We start from the raw sequence: 18,173 nt of genomic DNA, 5'->3' as shown, positions 1-18,173 counted from the left end.
GCTGTGGACCGACATCTCACCCCCGACCGATTCCTGGCCTCCTGGACCGCCGCCGGCGGCGACGAGTTCCCCTTCCCCCTGCGCTACCGCACCTCGGCGATCTGGGAGGACGAGCACGTCGCGAACCTGCAGGCCGCCCGGGCGTGGCGGCACGAGACACCCGACCCGGTCCTCGACGACGCGATACGGATCCTGCTGACCGGTGAGGTCGCGGTAGAGGTCTACGGCCGTGCGACGGATCCGGCGTGCGAGGTCTTCGTCCGCGCCGCCGCGACCGGCGAGCAGGCCGTCCTCACCCGTCAGGCCTCTGCCGCAGGCGACATCCGCATCACCACGACCACAGACCTCGCGGGTGTGATCGTCGGGGAACTGCCGGTCGTGGCAGCGGGCCGCGAACCGGCACGCATCGCACCGAGCCGCGAGGTGCTCGAGCCGTCCGAGTTCGGCGCGGTCCGTCGTCCGGCGGGCGGCACGCACGCAGAGTCGTTGCGCCGATTGCTGCGTCACGAACGTTCGGCCACCGGCAGCATCCGTATCCTGCGGTACGCGCATCCGGGGTACGCACCCGTCGCCGACATCGGCTGGTTCGACGTCGTGGACGACGGCCGGTATCTCTTCCTCCCCGGCCCCGATCTCCGGGTCGCCCCGGGCACCGTCGACGCGTTCGTCCGGGAACTGTCGGCGCAACTGGCCCGGGTACGCAGGTCGTCGCACGAGGATAGGAGCGACGTCCTCCGGCCGCACTGAGCGTCGTTCGGACCCCCTCCCCGATCAGGCCTGTCGTCTAGGCTGGCGACATGACGGACCGGGACCGCACACCTGACGGCAGGCCGCAGAACGCGCGTCCGCGCGACGCCCTGGGGCGTCCGCTGCCGCCGGGCGAAGAAGGCGTCGAACGTGTTCCCGAAGACCTCGACCTCGATGTCGAGGAGACCATCGCCGAAGGTCAGCGTCTCCTCGATCACGGTTTTCCCTTCCACGCGCACGAGGTCTTCGAGGCGATGTGGAAGAAGGCACCGCCCGAAGAACGTCCCCTCTGGCAGGGTCTCGCGCAGCTCGCCGTCGGACTGACCCATCTGCTCCGGGGAAACCCGGCGGGGGCCGCGTCACTGTTGAAGCAGGGACAGGCCCGGGTGCGGCACTACGAGGACGAACCGCCGTACCGGCTCGACATCGACGGCCTCTCGATCTGGGCCGACCATCTGCTCACCGAGATCGCTCGCGACGAAACCGTTCCCGCTCCCCCGACCCCGCGCCTGAGGATGCCCTGATGCCGATACTTCCCATGTTCCCGCTCGGCACCGCCCTGCTTCCCGGATCCGACCTGCCGCTACGCATCTTCGAACCGAGATATCTGCAGCTCGTCCAGGACTGCGCGGCATCGCCGGACGGTCCTCGCTTCGGTGTCGTCCTCATCGCCCGGGGACACGAGGTGGGCGGAGGCGAGCAACGACACGATGTCGGTACCGTCGCGCGGATCGTGGTCGACAACGAGGTCGGTGCGGGTCGTCGCGAACTCGAATGCATTGCAGAGGAACGCATTCGCGTCACCAGATGGCTTACCGACGACCCCTACCCGCGCGCCGAGGTGGAGCCCTGGCCCGACACCGATTCGGGGCCGGTGGATTTCGCCGCGATCACCGGACCGATGGGCCGACTGTACGGGGTGCTCGATCGCCTCACCGAGGGTCGGGCCCCGCTACCTCCCGCCACCACCGAGCTGCCGGAGGATCCCGGCGCCCGACTGTTTGCGCTTGCCCGATACGTGCCGATGGGAGAAGCGGACCGCTACGCGGTTCTCGCCGCACCCGGCCCCGCCGAACGCATGGCCGTGTTGCTCGAGGCGATCTCCACCGCAGTCGATCTCGCAGAATGGAAGCTGAAGGGCTGAAGCGGATTCGGGAGTCCGGTGAACGGGATCGTCTCTCCTCCGATCATATGGTTGCGGGCTAGGGTCCGGGACACGCTCACCCCCGACCGGAAGGCACCCCGATGGAGACCGTCGAACAACGGCTCGCCCGGCTCGAAGCCCTCGAAGAGATCAGGATGCTCAAGCACCGCTATTTCCGGGCGTGCGACGCCAAGGACCCGGACGCGATGCGCAGGTGCTTCGTCGCACACGGTGCCGACATCTACTACGGACCCGCATTGGGCAGCTTCGACGACGCCGACGCCCTGGTCGACATCTACTCGCGTATCGCCCTCGAGCGGGTCGACGACCGTTACGTCGTGCTCGACATGCACCACGGCATGCATCCGAGCATCCACTTCACCGGATCCGACACCGCCACCGGCGCCTGGACGCTGCGGTTCCGGCAGGTGGATCTGCGTGCCCGCACCGAACGGGTCACCGCTCTCGACTACGACGACGACTACGTGGTCGAGAGCGGCGAATGGAAGATCTCCCGCTGCCATGTGAAGGTGCTCTGGTCGATCCAGCGGTCCCTCACCGACGACGTGGAAGTGGTGCAGTGATGACAGAAACGAAGGTGGCGCTGGTCACCGGCGCGAGCCGCAGCGTCGGCAAAGGCATCGCGTGCGCCCTCGGTTCCGACGGCTGGACCGTCTACGTCACCGCTCGTGGCCCAGTCGGTGTCGACGGACCGCTCGACCGCACCGCGGCCGAGGTCACCGAACGCGGCGGACGTGGTATCGCGGTGCAGTGCGATCACCGCGACGACACGCAGATCCACGAGTTGTTCCGCCGCATCGCCGACGAACAGGACTCCCGACTCGACCTGCTCGTCAACAACGTGTGGGCGTCACCGCCGGGATTCGCGGGGTTCTCCGAGCCCTTCTGGAAGCGTCCGATCAGCGACTGGGACAGCCTGATCGGCGTCGGGTTGCGCGCGCACTACGTCGCCTCCGTCGAGGCCGCACAGCTGATGGTGCCGCGTAGCGCCGGAATGGTCGTCAATATCTCGTCGTTCGGTACCCGCGGCTATCTGCACTCTGTGCTGTACGGCATGTCGAAAGCCGGCCTGGACAAGATGGCCGCCGACATGGCCGTCGAACTCCGCGGTACCGGTGTGACGACCCTGTCGCTGTGGCCGGGTCTGGTGAAGAACGAAGCCATGCTCGCTCGTGGCATCGACAACTTCGAGGGCTTCTCGTTGGCCGATGCCGAGACGCCGGAGTTCATCGGACGGGTCATCGTCGCTCTCGCAGCCGATCCCGAGGTGAATGCCCGCAGCGGCCACACCCTCATCACCGCCGAGACCGCACTCGAGTACGGCATCGTGGATGTCGAAGGTAACCAACCCGATTCACACCGGGATATCTTCGGGGGTGGGCCGCTGTTCTGAGGTGTGCAGGTGGCAGGCGACCTGCCCACCTCCTGTCACTTCTGTAACAGCGGGTCGTGTCTCCCGGCATACCGGCATGACCAGTGGACAACGGGTGCTGAAGGCACAACCCGTCGGCGGGTTCGCCGGGTCGGGCAGTTCTCCGTTGAGACGGATGCGTTCGCGGCGGCGCTGCCGTGCCGGATCCGGGACGGGGACCGCGGACAGCAGAGCCTGGGTATACGGATGGGCCGGTTCGCTGAACAGACGTTCTGTCGGGCCCCACTCGACGATCCGCCCGAGATACATCACCGCCGTGGTGTGGGCGATGTGACGCACCACCGCCAGATCATGTGCGATGAACAGGTAGGCGATGCCCAGCTCCGCGGACAGTTGCTCGAGCAGCGCGACGACCTGATTCTGCGTCGAGACGTCGAGCGCGCTGACGGCCTCGTCCGCGATCACCAACTTCGGTTCCACGGCGATGGCCCGTGCAATGGCGATGCGCTGACGCTGCCCGCCGGAGAACTCGTAGGGATACCGATCGGCGTGCTCGGCGCGCAACCCGACCTGCTCGAGCAACCGACCGACCTTCCGTCGTCGTTCGTCCTCCGTGAGGTCGGTATGTACCTGCAGCGGCTCGGCGATCGCCTCACCGACGGTGCGCGACGGATCCAGCGAGGAATAGGGATCCTGGAACACCATCTGCATATGGCGTCTCGCGGTGCGCAGATCGTTTCTGCTCAGCGCGGTCACATCGACGCCGTCGAGAACGACCGTCCCTCGGGCAACATCGACGAGCCGTAAGATTCCCCGTGCCGTCGTCGACTTGCCCGAACCTGATTCACCGACCAAGGCGAACGTCTCACCGGGGAAGATATCGAGGTCCACCTCGTCCACGGCGCGCACCAACTGCTTACGACGCGACATCCGCCGGCCCACGGGAAACTCCACGCGCAACCCACGCACCGTCAGGAGCGGCTTCCTGGTGCCGCTGTCGGCGAGTTCTGCGGTCATCGGGTTCCCTCCAACATAAGATCGGTCACCCGCGCACAGCGCGAGACGCGCTCGTTCTCCAGCGGGTGGAGCGGTATCACCGTGTCGCATTCGTCGCGACGGTGCTCACAACGCGGCCCGAAGCGGCAGCCCATCGGCATCGACCCCGGTACGGGTGGCGAACCGGGAATGGTGTGCAGATCGCTGCGACCGTCGATGGTCGGGACCGATCGCAACAGACCTTGTGTGTACGGGTGTTTCGGCGTCGCGAAGAGTTCCTCGGTGCGGGCCTTCTCGACCACCTGACCGGCGTACATGACGACCACCTCGGTGCACAGGTCGGCCACCACCCCGAGATCGTGTGTCACGAACAGCACGCCCATGTCGAACCGTTCCGCCATCTCCCGGATCAGGTCGAGCACCTGCGCCTGGATCGTGACGTCCAGCGCGGTCGTGGGCTCGTCCGCGATGAGGAGGGACGGTTCGCATGCGAGTGCCATCGCGATCATGACCCGCTGCCGCATACCGCCGGAGAACTCGTGCGGGTACTGACGCACCCGACGGGCAGCATTCGGGATACCGACGAGATCGAGTACTTCGACGGCCCTCGCCAGCGCAGCCTTCCGATTCACACGACGGTGTCGCCGCACCACCTCGGAGATCTGGTCGCCGACCGTGAAGACCGGGTTCAGGCTCGTCATCGGTTCCTGGAAGATCATCGCGATGTCGTTGCCACGTACGTCCGCCAGTTCGCGATCCGGCATCCCCAGCAGATCGCGGCCCCGGAACCGGATGCTTCCGGAGACGGTACGGGACTGGTTCGCCGGCAGCAGTCGCAGGACCGACGAACACGTGACGGACTTGCCGGAGCCGGATTCGCCGACCAGACCGACGAGTTCACCGGCCGCCACGTCGAAGGAGACGTCCTGCAGGACCGACGTCCAGCCGGAGCCGGTCGCGAACTCGACGCCGAGATTGTCGACACTCAACAGGGGTTCGCTCATTGTCCGCTCCGGTTCTCGCGGCCCACCGAATCACGGATGCCGTCGCCGAGGGTGTTGCAGGCCAGTACCGCCAGGATGATCGTCAGGGCAGGAATCACCACCGGCCACGCCGTGTAGTTCCACGCTTCGCGCCCCTCTGCGAGCATGCGGCCCCAACTGGCCTCGGGCGGTTGAACACCCAACCCCAGGAAGCTGAGCGACGACTCGGCGAGCAACGCGAACCCGCATGCCAGACTGATCTGGACGATCAGGGGAGACAGAGTGTGAGGCAATACATGCATGTGCACGATCCGCGCTGTCGGAGTGCCGATACTGCGTGAGGCCTCGATGAAGGTGTTCTCGCGCACTCCGATCACGGCGCCGCGTACCACGCGGAAGAATCTGGGGCCGAAGACGATACCGATCGCAATCATCGCGTTGGTGAGGTTGGTGCCCATCACGCCGACGATGGCCATGGCCAGCAGCAGCGGGGGAAAGCTGAGGAAGGCGTCGGCGACACGTGAGAGGATCGTGTCCCACCAGCCGCCGAGGAAGCCGGCAATCAGAGCAGGCACGACACCGATGAGCAGTCCGACCGACACCGAGATGATCGCCGCGGAGACGGCGACACGCGCACCGTACAGCAAGCGGGACAGCGTGTCGCGACCCAGATTGTCCGTGCCCAGCAGATATCCCTCGGACAGCGGAGGCAGTCGGCGCGCGGTCAGTTCCTGCGCGATCGGGTCGTACGGCGCGATCAGAGGCGCAAGCAGACCGAGAACTGCGATGAGGACGAGAAAGACGGCTGCGACCACGGTTCCCGGACGGTTCCGAAAGCGTCGCAGGAACCTGTGACGCGGAGATTCGCCGACGGCTACGGCCGTGTCCTCGACCGGCTTCGTCGAGACGGTGATGTCACTCATGCGGCGCTCCTTGCTCTCGGATTGAGGTAGCCGTAGGAGATGTCGACGAGCAGACTCATGATCACAGTGGCGAACACGCCGAAGATCACGACTCCCTGGATGGCAGGCAAATCTCCGGAGAGCACCGATTGCACCGCGAAATCTCCGAGACCTTTCAAGCCGAAGACGGACTCTATGACGGCCGTGCCGCCGAGCAGGAATGCAATCTGCATTCCCAGGACCGTCGCCGTCGGAATGAAGGCGTTCTTCAAGGCGTGCTTCCACAGGACACTGCGTCGACTCAGGCCCTTGGCAGTGGCAGTGCGAACATAGTCCTGCTGCATCACTTCGATCATGGAACTGCGTAGCTGGCGTGCGATCTCGGCAGCTGCGGCCAGCCCTAGGGCGATCGCCGGCAACAAAAGATGGCTCAGCCACGGCCACAACCCCTTTGCGAGCGGAGTGTAACCGGTGGCAGGGAGAGCACGGAGGGTCAGGGAGAAGACGAGCACGAGGAGCAGACCCAGGACGAAGTTCGGCGTGGCGACGCCGAGCGTCGATCCCATGCCGGTGGCGCGGTCCTGCCAGCTTCCGGGTCTGCTGCCGCCGATGATTCCTGCCGGAATACCCACGAGCAGTGCCACGACCACGGCCACCATCGCCAGTGAGAACGTCACGGGCAGGCGATCGACGATCATCTCCAGCACGGGCGCCTGATAGGTGAAACTCGTACCGAGATCGCCGCGCACCAGCCCGAAAAGGAAATCGAAGTACTGCACGAGGATCGGCTGGTCGAGACCGAGTTCCTCCCGGACCACCTCGACCTGCTGAGGTGTCGCCGACTCCCCCGCGATCCGGTGTGCCGGATCACCGGGGATCAGGAAGATCAAGCCGAAAGTGATGGCCGTGGCGATCATCAACAGCGGGACGACCGCCAGCAGCCGCTGCCCGATAAGTCGAAACACTCTGTGCTCCCTCGAGTTCGCGATCCGTGACCGATCACGGCCGCGGGACCGTTCGACTGCCTGTGCGTTACGGGGCGGCCACGCCGACACCGCGCCATTCGTCGACCACCCGATTGGGCTCGTAGCCCACCAGCCGGTCCGAAGAAACAGCACCCAGTTCGGCGAAAGCGATCGGCAGCATCGCCGCGTAATTCATTACCACAGCGTTCACCTCGCCGAGCAGCGCCGCACGCTCGTCGGTGTCGGTGGCGCGGTTGGCGGCTTCCATGGCTTCACGGAAACCGGGAATCTCGTCACGGGAAGGGTTCTGAGGAGACTCCTGGCCGTAGAACGATGTCAGCAACAGGGATGGGTCCGCGCGGCCGACGAGCGTGGTGAGAATGGCATCGAGCTCGCCACGATTGAACGCGGGATTGAGGTCCGTCGGCGTCATGGAGCGGATCTCCATGGCGATCCCGACGCGCGCGAGCTGCTCCTGCAGGATTTGCCCGATCATCTGGTTCTCGGGAAGGTTGGAGACACCTGCCACGAAGGAGAATCCGTTCGGAACACCCGCTTCGGCGAGCAGTTGCTGCGCCTTGTCGGGATCGAAGGCGTACCGACCGTCGAGGGTGTCGTTGTGGGCGAAATATCCTGCCGGGAAGTTCTGACTCGCGGGTTCACCGTGCCCCTCGAGCGCCGTCTCCACGACCGACTTCCGGTCCACCGCGTGGGCGAGCGCCTGCCGCACTTCGAGCTTGCCGAACTCGCTGCGGGTTCGGTTCAGGTTGAGGACGTAGTTGTTGAGGCTCGTCTGCACGTACGTCTCCAGGCCCTGCTGCTCGGCGGGGTCGAGCGACATCGGTGTCGCCATGGCGGCGTCGAGCTGGTCGGAGGCGACCGCGTTCACTCGGGTCTGCGGATCGGTCATGACAACCCATTCGAATTCCCCGGCTTGCAACGCTTCTCGATCCCAGTAGTCGTCGCGGGCGACGAAGCGGTACTGGGCCCCGGGTTGGGATTCGACCACGGTGTACCGGCCTGCTCCTGCCGGAGCGAGCACGAGCGCGGCGTCCTTGTCCGGAGTGCCGAAAGCGTTGGGGTTGACGATCATTCCCGGGAGATCCGACAGCGTGAGGATGAGCTGGGCGCCCGGACCGTTCAGGCGGAGCACCACGGTGTGCGCGTCGGTCGATTCCACCGACTCGACTCCGGTGAGCATCGCAGCGGTGATCGAGTCGGGTTCCAATGCGCGGCGGAGGTTCGCCACCACGCCAGGTGCGTCGAGCGGTGTTCCGTCCGAGAAGGTCACGCCCTGACGCAAGTTCAACGTCAGAGTGGATCTGTCCTCGGAGAACTCCCAGGATTCGGCGAGCCCGGGCACCGGCTCTGCGTTCCGATCACGATGCACCAGTCGGTCGTAGACGAGATTCAACATGGTGGAATCGCTCGTGATCCGGGTCTTGTGCGGATCGAAGGACGACGCACCGTATGTCGTGGCGTAACGCAGGGTCGCCTGCGGGTCGATCTCCGCGGTGCTGTCGGTTGCTGCCGACGTTCCACAGCCGGCGAGAAGCAGTGCGGTCGCGAAGGCAGCGACGACCGAGGTCAGCGATCTACGAGACATGAGAGATTCCTTCGTTTCTGAAGCGGGCGGGCGGTCAGGACGCGGCAATGCCGACGCCACGCCATTCGTCGATCAACAGGTTCGTCTCGTAACCGACGACCCGGTCGGTGAGCGTCGATCCGAGTTCGAAGAAGACCAAGGGCACGGCGAGAACGTTGTCCGTGACGGTCTTCGATACCTCTCCGAGCTTGTCTCCACGGGCCTGCAGGTCGGTCTCGCGGTTGGCGGAGTCGAGCGCCTCCCGGAATCCCGGCGCAGTGGTACCGGAGGGGTTCTGGGGCGAATTCTCACCGTAGAGCGCGGACAGCAACAACGCTGGATCGGAACGGCCGGTGAAGGTCGTGAGGAATGCGTCGGCGTCGCCTCGGTAGAAGGTCGGTGACGCATCGGACGGAGGCAACGGCTCGAGTTCCATGTCGATGCCGATCTGCGCCAGTTGTTGTTGCACGATCTGCGCGACCTGCACGTTCTCGGGAAGATTCAACAGGATGGCGGTGAACGAAAAACCTTCCGGCAGTCCTGCGCCGGCCAGCAACTGCCGCGCCCTCTCGGGATCGTACGGATAGTCGTCGGCCAGGTCCGGGTCGTACGCGAAGTAATCCTTCGGGAAGTTCTGCGTCGCCGCTTCGGCGTGGCCCTCCATGGCGGTGTCCGCAATTGCCTGGCGGTCGATTGCATGAGCGATGGCCTTGCGCACGTCGAGATTGCCGAACTCGCTGCGGTTCCGGTTGAAGTTCAGCGCCATGTGGTCGAGTCGAAGTGCCGTCTCCACCCGAAGACCTTGCTGTTCGGCTGCGTCGATCGTCAGCGGCGTAGTGATCGCGACATCGATATCTCCTGCCGACACCGCGCTGAGACGCGCTTGCGGATCGGTCATCACCGTCCACACGAAGTTCTCGGCGCCGATCGCATCCGGGTCCCAATAATCCGCCCTGGCGGTGAACTCGTACTCGGCGCCCGGTCGGGACTCGGCGAGGACGTAACGTCCTGCACCTGCAGGCGCGAGTGCGAGTCGTGCGTCCTTCTCCGGAGTCCCGAAAGCCTCGGGGTCGACGATCATTCCGGCAAGATCGGAGAGCGCCAGCACGTACTGGGCGCCCGGACCGTCGAAGGTCATAACGACCGTACGATCGTCCGATGCGTCGACCTCGACGACGCGGGCCAGCATCGGCGCCGTGATCGAGTCCGGTTCCAGGGCACGTCGGAGATTGGCGACCACCGCGTCGGCATCGAGGGCGGCGCCGCTGGAGAAGGTCAACCCCTCACGCAGGTGGAGTGTCAGGGCGGTCTCGTCGATCTCCCACGATTCGGCGAGTCCTGGAATCGGTCGTCCGGCTGCGTCACGGTGGACGAGGCGGTCGTAGACCATGTTGAGCATGGTGGCGTCACTGGTGATTCGCGTCTTGTGCGGATCGAACGACGAGACGCCGAAGACGGTGGCATAGTGCAGCGGAATTGCAGGATCACTGACTCCGGAGTTCTCGGGAGGAGTCGACCCACACGCGGTGAGCAATACCGCGCAGGTCCCGATCACAGCACCCCACAAACGGATCGGCGACCTTCTCGACGCAACAGTCATGCCGCCCCTCTCTCGAAAGTATTCGTGCAGAACGATTTCGAGGCGGCCGTGACACGGCCGCCTGAATACCGACCGAACCTATGGGTCTGTGACGCGGCACACCCTGCAGGTCCCGCTGATCGAGATCAACGGGCTCAAGGGGAAGCTTCGGGAGTCGAAACGAGGGGGAGGTTGTGTGCGCCGAAACCGCGAAATTCGCGCACAACCTCCCCCTGGATTCGGTGGCCCGGACGAGGGGTGGTCAGAGCACCCTCGAAAGTCGTGTATGGTTGGACATGCAACGCGGGGTGGAGCAGCTCGGTAGCTCGCTGGGCTCATAACCCAGAGGTCGCAGGTTCGAATCCTGTCCCCGCTACCACTGACCGGCCCGGACTCACACGAGTCCGGGCCGGTTCTCTTGTGTCGACGCCTCGGTCTCGGTACCGCTCCCCCAGGAGCGCTCACCTAGTAGATTTCGCGACAGAGTCTCTGCAGAGCGGAGGATGTGATGACCAAGCGCGCGACCGTCGCCGATCGTCCACGAACTCCCCGCTGGCTCCGGCCCACGATCATCGGCGTACTGTTCGCCGTCGCCTTCTATCAGATGTCGGGATGGCTCTTCCACAATCTGAAGGGCTTTCTCGGCCTGCTGTTCCTGGCGTGGTTGTTCAGCATCACCATCGAACCGATCGTCGATCGTCTCGAGCGGTTCGGAATGCGTCGCGGCGCCGGGACCGGCCTGGTGCTGTTCTCCCTGATCGCACTCACCATCGGGTTCTTCGCGGTGTTCGGCACGCTCCTGTTCGAACAGATCGCCCAGTTGCTCACCACACTGCCGGATGCGCTCACGCGCCTCACCGATTGGGCGAACCGCACCTTCGACACGAATTTCAAGAGCGGGGACGAGCTGCTCAAGATCACCCCCGACACCCTCCGCGATCTGGCTCAACGGTTCACGCCCGGTGTCCTCGGCGTCCTCAGCACTCTCGTCGGCGCCCTGTTCCAGATCCTCACGATGCTGCTGTTCGTCTTCTACATGTCTGCGGAGGGGCCGCAGATGCGCCGGACGATCGCGAGCTGGTTCCCGGCCCGGCAGCAGCAGCTGATCGCGAACGTGTGGGAGACCTCGGTGGAGAAGGCCGGCGGTTACGTCGTCTCCCGGTTGATCCTCGCCGCCGCGGCGTCGATCTTCACCGGGATCTTCTTCCTGATCATCGGGGTTCCGTACTGGCTTCCCCTCGCGATCTGGACCGGAGTGGTCTCGCAGTTCATCCCGACCCTCGGCACCTATCTCGCGATCGGGCTCCCTGCCCTCATCGCCGCGGTGCAGCAACCGCTCGACGGCGTGTGGGTGATCGCCTTCGGCACGATCTACCAGCAGGTCGAGAACTACGTGCTGCACCCGCGCATCACGGCCCGCACGGTGTCGATCCACCCGGCGGTGGCATTCGGTTCGGTGATCGTCGGCGCCACCTTGTTCGGCCCGGTGGGAGCTCTGGTATCCGTGCCGGTCGTCGCGATTCTGCAGGCACTCGCCGAGTCCTTCGGGCACCGCTACGAACTGATCCCGGAGGTGGGCGGGGAGGAGCAGGACCCGGACAGCCCCGACCTCACGGCCGACAGTGACGACTACGACTGAGAAGCGGGAACGGGGCCGGGCGCGAGATCTCTTCGCGCCCGGCCCCGCCGTCGTTGTCCGATCAGACGATGAGCTTCGCCGCGGTCGCAGCGACGACGTCGTCGGTGCTCACACCGGGCGCCGTCTCGACGAGCTTCAGTCCCTCGTCGGTGACGTCGATGACCGCAAGGTCGGTGATGATGCGCTGCACGCATCCACGACCGGTGAGCGGCAGGACGCACTCCTCGAGGATCTTCGGGTCGCCCTTCTTGGTGACGTGATCCATCATCACGATGACGCGCTTGGCGCCGTGGACGAGATCCATCGCCCCGCCCATGCCCTTGACCATCGCGCCGGGCACCATCCAGTTGGCGATGTCACCCTTGGCGGAGACCTGCATCGCGCCGAGGACGGCGACATCGATCTGGCCTCCGCGGATCATGCCGAACGACTGTGCCGAGTCGAAGTACGACGCACCGGGGATCGCGGTGATCGTCTCCTTACCGGCATTGATCAGCTCCGGGTCGAGTTCCTCCTCGGTGGGGTACGGACCGACGCCGAGCACCCCGTTCTCCGAGTGCAGGATGACCTCGACGCCCGGCTCGAGGAAGTTCGGCACGAGGGTGGGCATGCCGATACCGAGGTTGACGTACTGGCCGTCCTCGAGTTCCTTGGCGACGCGCGCCGCCATCTCCTCGCGGGTCAGTCCCTTTTTCGTTGCCTGCGTCATGAGCGCACCGTCCGGTTCTCGATGCCGACCTCGACGGGGCCGACGTGTACGACACGCTGCACGTGGATGCCGGGCGTGTGGATTTCGTTGGGGTCGAGTTCGCCGGGTTCGACGAGATGCTCGACCTGCGCGATCGTGATGCGTCCCGAGGCGGCGGCCGGCGGGTTGAAGTTGCGGGCGCTGGCCCGGTAGACGAGGTTGCCGTGGCGGTCGCCCTTCCACGCGTGCACCAGCGCGTAGTCGGCGACGATGCCGCGTTCGAGCACGTAGGTCTCGCCGTCGAACTCGCGGGTCTCCTTGGCCTGCGACGCGAGGGCGATGCCGCCGTGACCGTCGTAGCGCAGCGGCAGACCCCCTTCTTCGACGGCCGTGCCGACACCGGCGGGCGTGAAGAAGGCGGGGATGCCTGCGCCGCCGGCACGCAGGCGCTCGGCGAGCGTTCCCTGCGGGGTGAGCTCGACTTCGAGTTCACCGGCGAGGTACTGGCGTGCGAACTCCTTGTTGGAGCCGACGTACGACGAGATGGTGCGGCGGATGCGCCCCTTCTCGAGCAGCAGACCGAGCCCGAAGCCGTCGGTACCGCAGTTGTTGCTGACGGTCTCGAGGTCGGTGGCGCCCTGTTCGAGCACTGCGTTGATGAGGATCTCGGGGATGCCGACCAGGCCGAATCCTCCGACGGCGATCGTGACGCCGTCGGGGATGTCGGCTACGGCCTCGGCGGCGGAAGCAACGACTTTGTCCATGTGTGCCACGATACCCTCAGGTGTACGTCATGTGAACTTCCGTCCGCTATGCGAACAAATCCGCTCAGGATCGTTGCAAGCACAGAACGGCGGCACTAGCCTGTTCGCATAGCGTCCATCCGTCCACATCGCGAACGTTTCGGATCGGAGGTCCGTGTCTCCCTCATCCCTCGACGCCGGATACCGGGGCCCACTGTTCGATCCCGTCTTCGGCGCGGACGAACTCGGCACTGCTCTGTCGGACCGGGCGTGGATCGGTGCCCTGCTCGACGTGGAGGTCGCGCTGACCCGCGCGGCAGCTGCACTCGGTCGTGTCGACGACGCGCACGCCGATGCCGTCGCGGCAGCGGCCGGGTCGCTCGCCGACGATCTCGATCCCGCCGATCTCGGACGACGATCAGCAGCGGGCGGCAATGCCGTCATCCCTCTGGTCTCATTGCTGCGGGAGCGCGCCGATGCTCCCGCGCGGGCCGTGCACGTCGGCGCGACCAGCCAGGACGTGCTCGACACCGCGTTGATGCTGCTCGCCCGGCGCGCCGGCGGGATCGTCGTGGCGAATCTGCGCTCCGCGGCCGACGGCGCAGCCCGACTCGCCACCACTCACCGCGAGACACCGATGGTCGCGCGCACCCTCGGTCAGCAGGCACTGCCCACCACCTTCGGTGCGCTCGCAGCCGGCTGGCTCCTGTCCCTGGACGACGCCGTCGCCGAACTCGACCGCGTCCTGGCCCGCCTGCCGGCGCAGTACGGTGGCGCCGCCGGCACCCTCGCCGCGGTCCACCCGGACGGCCTCGTGTTCGCCGACACCGTCGCCGACCTGCTCGGACTCGCACGCCCTGTCGCCCCGTGGCACACCGCACGCACCCCGATCACAACCCTCGCGAGCGCACTCGGTGTCGCCGCAGGAGCGGTCGCGAAGCCCGCCACCGATGTCGTGCTCATGGCGAGCACCGAGTTCGGCGAGGTGAGCGAAGATGCGCCCGGTGGGTCGTCCGCCATGCCGCACAAGCGCAATCCCGTCGCCTCCATCACCGCGCGTGCCGCTGCCCGGCGTGTACCCGGTCTCGTCTCGACGATCCTGTCGTCGACCGACCACGAGTTCCAGCGCGCCGCCGGCGCATGGCACGCCGAATGGGAGACACTCGGCGATATTCTGCGTCTCACCGGCGGTGCCGCGCACCAACTCTCGACGAGCCTCAACGGCCTGCACGTCCACATCGACGCCCTCGACCGCAATCTCGCTCTGACCGGCGGTGCGATCCTTGCCGAGAAGGTCACGGCCGCACTCGCCGAACACACCGACGACGCACGCTCGATCGTCACCGACGCAGCGGTCGCAGGTAGGTCCCTCGACGAGGACCCCGCCATCACAGCACACCTCGATCCGCAGGATGTGCGCGAACGTCTCGATCCCACACGCTATCTCGGTCATGCCGCCGACATCGTCGATCGCGTTCTCGCCCGTCACGACAGCACGAACCGAACCACAGGAGATGCCCGATGACCGTCACGCTCAACTACGAACAGTACGGCGACCCCACGAAGCCGACCGTCCTGCTCCTCGGTTCGCTGGGCTCGGACCTGTCGATGTGGGCGCCGCAGATTCACGCCCTGTCGACCGCCTGGAATGTCGTCGCTGTCGACCATCGTGGGCACGGCGCGTCGCCCGCCCCTGTCGGTCCCTACACGATCGGGGAACTCGCCGGAGACGTCGTCGCCCTGCTCGACTCTCTCGAACTCGACGCCGTGCACTATGTCGGCCTGTCGCTCGGTGGCGCCGTCGGGCAGTGGCTCGCCGCGCATCACCCCGAACGTGTGCGCACGTTGACGCTGCTGTGCACCTCGCCGGCCTTCCGACCCGCGCAGCCCTGGTACGACCGGGCCGCCTCCGTCCGCAACGACGGCTTGGCCTCGATCGCCGATTCCATCGTCTCCCGCTGGTTCTCCGCCGAACTGGCCGAACACGATCCGGAACTCGTCGCCCGCCACGTCGAGATGGTGAAGGGCACCACCGACGAGGGATACGCCGCATGCTGTGAGGCACTGGCCACCTGGGACGGCCGTCCCGACCTCGCCCGGATCGTCGCACCCACCCTGGTGATCGCCGGCGAGCAGGACCCCGCCACCCCGCCGTCGACGATGCAGCAGTTGGCCGACGGTATCGCCGACTCGGCCTTCCACGTCGTCTCCCCCGGCGCGCACCTCGCCAATGTGGAACAGGCGGGACGGATCACGAAGCTCATCCGTGAACACATCTCGCGCGCCACTCCGTCCGCCGCGCACCGCACCGCGGTGTTCGAGGAGGGACTGGGGGTGCGCCGTTCCGTACTCGGTGACGCCCACGTCGACCGGTCCATCGAGTCGGCCACCGAATTCACCCGCCCCTTCCAGGATTTCATCACCCGCACCGCGTGGGGCGATATCTGGGCACGTCCGGGTCTGGACCATCACACCCGCCGGTTGCTGACCCTCGCGATCCTCACCGCGGTCGGCAACGAGCACGAACTGGACATGCACATCCGCGCAGCCCTGCGCGCGGGGATCGACCCCGACGAGCTCGTCGAGGTGTTCCTGCACACCGCGGTCTACGCGGGTGTCCCCAACAGCAACCGCGCGTTCGCGCTCGGCAGGCAGGCCCTCGCCGACGCTGAAGGGGGCGCCGGGTCGTGACCACTCCCGATGTCACGTCACCGACGGTCGTCCGCGAGAACCCCGGGGCGTCACCCGATTACGTGCAGTCGCTGGCCCGCGGCCTGTCGGTCATCAAAGCCTTCGGTGCGCACACCCAACGGCAGTCGCTCTCGGACGTCGCCCGCGCGACCGGCCTCACCCGCGCCACCGCCCGCCGATTCCTGCTGACCCTCATCGAACTCGGCTACGTCCGCACCGACGGATCCCAGTTCTGGCTCACCCCGCGGGTGCTCGAACTCGGATACAGCTATCTGTCCGCGCTGACGCTGCCGGAGGTCGCGCGGCCGCATCTCGAAGCGCTCGCCGAGAAGGTCAAGGAATCGACCTCGGTGTCGGTGCTCGACGGAGACGACGTCGTCTACGTCGCGCGAGTCCCTGTCAGTCGCATCATGACCGTCACCATCACACTCGGCACCCGCTTCCCCGCCTACGCGACCTCCATGGGACGAGTGCTGCTCGCCGGCCTGACCGACGACGAGTTCGAGGCCTGTCTCGCCCGGGCCGATCTCGCACCCATCACCGGCAACACCGTCACCACAGCCGAGGCGCTGCGCGAAGAGGTCGCCGCGGTGCGTCGCAACGGATACTGCGTGGTCGACCAGGAACTCGAAGAAGGCCTGCGATCGCTCGCCGCACCGATCCGCGACGCGTCGGGAACCGTTGTGGCGTCGGTGAACCTGTCGACCCATGCGGCGCGCTACCGGATGGAGACCGTGCACGACGAGCTCGTCCCGGCGCTGCTCGCCACCGCCGAGGCGATCTCCACAGATCTCGCCCGCACCCAGACCCACCAGTGAACAACTCCGATCGAGGTACATCATGACCGACGTAGTGATCTGCGAACCCCTGCGCACCCCGGTGGGCCGGTTCGGTGGTGTCCTGAAGGACATCGCCCCCGAGGATCTCGCGGCCACCGTCATCCGCGAACTCGTCGCCCGCACCGGCATCGCCGGCTCCGACATCGACGACGTCTTCCTCGGCCAGGCCTCCCCCAACGGTGAGGCCCCGGCTCTCGGCCGCGTCGCCGCCCTCAACGCCGGTCTCGGCGTGGACGTTCCGGGCCTTCAGGTCGACCGTCGTTGCGGCTCGGGTCTGCAGGCGATCCTGCAGGCCGTCATGCAGGTGCAGACCGGCGGCAGCGACCTGATCCTCGCCGGCGGCGCCGAGTCGATGAGCCAGGCCGAGTTCTACGCGACCGGTATGCGCTGGGGCGTCAAGGGCGAAGCCGTCGCACTGTCCGATCGCCTCGCCCGTGCCCGCGTCACCGCCGGTGGTCGCGACTTCCCGGTGCCCGGCGGCATGATCGAGACCGCCGAGAACCTGCGCGCCGAGTTCTCCATCAGCCGCGACGACCAGGACGCCCTGGCCGTGCAGTCGCACCAGCGGGCCGTCGCCGCGCAGAAGAACGGCGTGTTCGCGCAGGAGATCGTGCCCGTCCGGGTGCCGCAGCGCAAGGGCGATCCGCTCGTGGTCGACACCGACGAACATCCCCGGGCCGACACCTCGATGGAGTCGCTCGCCAAGCTGCGTCCGATCCGCGGCAAGGTCGATCCCGATTCGACCGTCACCGCGGGCAACGCCAGCGGCCAGAACGACGGTGCCGCTCTCGCGATCGTCACCACCGCCGAGAAGGCCGCCGCGCTGGGTCTGCGTCCGCTGGCCCGCCTCGCGAGCTGGGCGGTCGCCGGCGTGCCGCCGCGCACCATGGGGATCGGCCCGGTGCCGGCCACCGAGAAGGCCCTCGGCCGACTCGGGCTCACGCTCGCCGACATGGACGTCATCGAACTCAACGAGGCGTTCGCCGCGCAGGCCTTGGCGGTCACACGCTCGTGGGGCATCGAGGCCGACGACCCGCGCCTGAATCCGAACGGCTCCGGAATCTCGCTCGGACACCCGGTGGGCGCGACCGGCGGACGTATCCTCGCCACACTGCTGCGCGAACTCGACCGCCGTGAGGGTCGCTACGGACTCGAGACGATGTGCATCGGCGGTGGCCAGGGGCTCGCTGCTGTATTCGAGCGCATCGCCTGACGGCGAGTGACGGTATTCGACCGTATCGTCTGACATTCCAGGTGCGGTGCTCGCGACGGATCCTCC

The 18,173-nt window shown here is 66.6% G+C and carries 18 protein-coding genes and 1 tRNA gene; 11 read left to right on the top strand and 8 right to left on the bottom strand.

What is annotated here, in order from left to right:
- The first annotated feature begins 3 nt into the window (after positions 1-3).
- The 5 genes from GON09_RS19355 to GON09_RS19335 all read left to right on the top strand — a co-directional run bounded on the left by GON09_RS19355 (position 4) and on the right by GON09_RS19335 (position 3,305).
- Positions 4-747, top strand: a complete 744-nt coding sequence (locus tag GON09_RS19355; protein ID WP_213933225.1) for an ESX secretion-associated protein EspG — start codon at positions 4-6, stop codon at positions 745-747.
- Between the two features lie 50 nt (positions 748-797).
- Positions 798-1,271: a DUF309 domain-containing protein gene (locus GON09_RS19350; protein WP_213933224.1), complete on the top strand. Its 474-nt coding sequence runs from the start codon at positions 798-800 to the stop codon at positions 1,269-1,271.
- Positions 1,271-1,891: an LON peptidase substrate-binding domain-containing protein gene (locus tag GON09_RS19345; RefSeq protein WP_213933223.1), complete on the top strand. Its 621-nt coding sequence runs from the start codon at positions 1,271-1,273 to the stop codon at positions 1,889-1,891. Before GON09_RS19350 ends, GON09_RS19345 begins: the two co-directional genes overlap by 1 nt.
- Before the next feature lie 101 nt (positions 1,892-1,992).
- Positions 1,993-2,475 (top strand): nuclear transport factor 2 family protein, encoded by a 483-nt coding sequence (locus GON09_RS19340; protein ID WP_213933222.1) that lies wholly within the window; start codon positions 1,993-1,995, stop codon positions 2,473-2,475.
- Complete coding sequence (locus tag GON09_RS19335; protein ID WP_213933221.1) at positions 2,475-3,305, top strand: SDR family NAD(P)-dependent oxidoreductase; 831 nt, start codon at positions 2,475-2,477, stop codon at positions 3,303-3,305. Before GON09_RS19340 ends, GON09_RS19335 begins: the two co-directional genes overlap by 1 nt.
- Here GON09_RS19335 and GON09_RS19330 read toward each other — a convergent pair.
- The 6 genes from GON09_RS19330 to GON09_RS19305 all read right to left on the bottom strand — a co-directional run bounded on the left by GON09_RS19330 (position 3,267) and on the right by GON09_RS19305 (position 10,315).
- Complete coding sequence (locus GON09_RS19330; protein WP_213933220.1) at positions 3,267-4,301, bottom strand: ABC transporter ATP-binding protein; 1,035 nt, start codon at positions 4,299-4,301, stop codon at positions 3,267-3,269. The two genes, GON09_RS19335 and GON09_RS19330, sit on opposite strands and share 39 nt — an antisense overlap.
- Positions 4,298-5,284 (bottom strand): ABC transporter ATP-binding protein, encoded by a 987-nt coding sequence (locus GON09_RS19325; protein WP_213933219.1) that lies wholly within the window; start codon positions 5,282-5,284, stop codon positions 4,298-4,300. Before GON09_RS19325 ends, GON09_RS19330 begins: the two co-directional genes overlap by 4 nt.
- Positions 5,281-6,186 carry an ABC transporter permease gene (locus GON09_RS19320; RefSeq protein WP_213933218.1) on the bottom strand — a complete coding sequence of 302 codons (906 nt, stop codon included), beginning with the start codon at positions 6,184-6,186 and terminating at the stop codon, positions 5,281-5,283. The genes GON09_RS19325 and GON09_RS19320 overlap by 4 nt, the downstream gene beginning before the upstream one ends.
- Positions 6,183-7,130, bottom strand: coding sequence for an ABC transporter permease (locus GON09_RS19315; protein WP_213933217.1), 948 nt, complete (start codon positions 7,128-7,130; stop codon positions 6,183-6,185). The genes GON09_RS19320 and GON09_RS19315 overlap by 4 nt, the downstream gene beginning before the upstream one ends.
- Positions 7,131-7,197: 67 nt before the next feature.
- Complete coding sequence (locus tag GON09_RS19310; protein ID WP_213933216.1) at positions 7,198-8,736, bottom strand: ABC transporter substrate-binding protein; 1,539 nt, start codon at positions 8,734-8,736, stop codon at positions 7,198-7,200.
- Positions 8,737-8,770: 34 nt separating this feature from the next.
- Positions 8,771-10,315, bottom strand: a complete 1,545-nt coding sequence (locus GON09_RS19305; protein WP_213933215.1) for an ABC transporter substrate-binding protein — start codon at positions 10,313-10,315, stop codon at positions 8,771-8,773.
- A gap of 281 nt (positions 10,316-10,596) precedes the next feature.
- On the opposite strand from GON09_RS19305, the gene GON09_RS19300 reads away from it, so the two are divergent.
- Positions 10,597-10,673, top strand: a tRNA-Met gene (locus GON09_RS19300).
- A gap of 129 nt (positions 10,674-10,802) precedes the next feature.
- Positions 10,803-11,933: an AI-2E family transporter gene (locus GON09_RS19295; protein ID WP_213933214.1), complete on the top strand. Its 1,131-nt coding sequence runs from the start codon at positions 10,803-10,805 to the stop codon at positions 11,931-11,933.
- Between the two features lie 61 nt (positions 11,934-11,994).
- Here the strand turns inward: GON09_RS19295 and GON09_RS19290 are convergent, their stop codons facing one another.
- The gene (locus tag GON09_RS19290; RefSeq protein WP_213933213.1) at positions 11,995-12,642 is read right to left on the bottom strand and encodes a CoA transferase subunit B; all 648 of its coding nucleotides are present in this window, start codon (positions 12,640-12,642) and stop codon (positions 11,995-11,997) included.
- On the bottom strand, positions 12,639-13,385 hold the full coding sequence (locus GON09_RS19285; protein ID WP_213933212.1) for a CoA transferase subunit A: 747 nt from the start codon (positions 13,383-13,385) through the stop codon (positions 12,639-12,641). The genes GON09_RS19290 and GON09_RS19285 overlap by 4 nt, the downstream gene beginning before the upstream one ends.
- A 154-nt stretch (positions 13,386-13,539) precedes the next feature.
- Here GON09_RS19285 and pcaB point away from each other — a divergent pair, with 154 nt between their 5' ends.
- The 4 genes from pcaB to GON09_RS19265 are packed head-to-tail and all read left to right on the top strand — an operon-like array spanning position 13,540 to position 18,107.
- Positions 13,540-14,889 (top strand): 3-carboxy-cis,cis-muconate cycloisomerase, encoded by a 1,350-nt coding sequence (pcaB, locus tag GON09_RS19280; protein WP_213933211.1) that lies wholly within the window; start codon positions 13,540-13,542, stop codon positions 14,887-14,889.
- Positions 14,886-16,055 carry a bifunctional 3-oxoadipate enol-lactonase/4-carboxymuconolactone decarboxylase PcaDC gene (gene pcaDC / locus GON09_RS19275; RefSeq protein ID WP_213933210.1) on the top strand — a complete coding sequence of 390 codons (1,170 nt, stop codon included), beginning with the start codon at positions 14,886-14,888 and terminating at the stop codon, positions 16,053-16,055. Before pcaB ends, pcaDC begins: the two co-directional genes overlap by 4 nt.
- A complete protein-coding gene (locus GON09_RS19270) occupies positions 16,052-16,873 on the top strand; it encodes an IclR family transcriptional regulator domain-containing protein (protein ID WP_213933209.1) in 822 nt (273 codons plus the stop codon). Before pcaDC ends, GON09_RS19270 begins: the two co-directional genes overlap by 4 nt.
- A gap of 22 nt (positions 16,874-16,895) precedes the next feature.
- Positions 16,896-18,107, top strand: a complete 1,212-nt coding sequence (locus GON09_RS19265) for an acetyl-CoA C-acetyltransferase (RefSeq protein WP_213933208.1) — start codon at positions 16,896-16,898, stop codon at positions 18,105-18,107.
- Positions 18,108-18,173: the final 66 nt, after the last annotated feature.

Origin of the sequence: Rhodococcus sp. B50 (assembly GCF_013602415.1) — a bacterium.
Taxonomy (GTDB): domain Bacteria; phylum Actinomycetota; class Actinomycetes; order Mycobacteriales; family Mycobacteriaceae; genus Rhodococcus.
The sequence above is the reverse complement of the archived record's forward strand: the minus strand, read 5'-3'. Positions and strand labels throughout refer to the sequence as shown.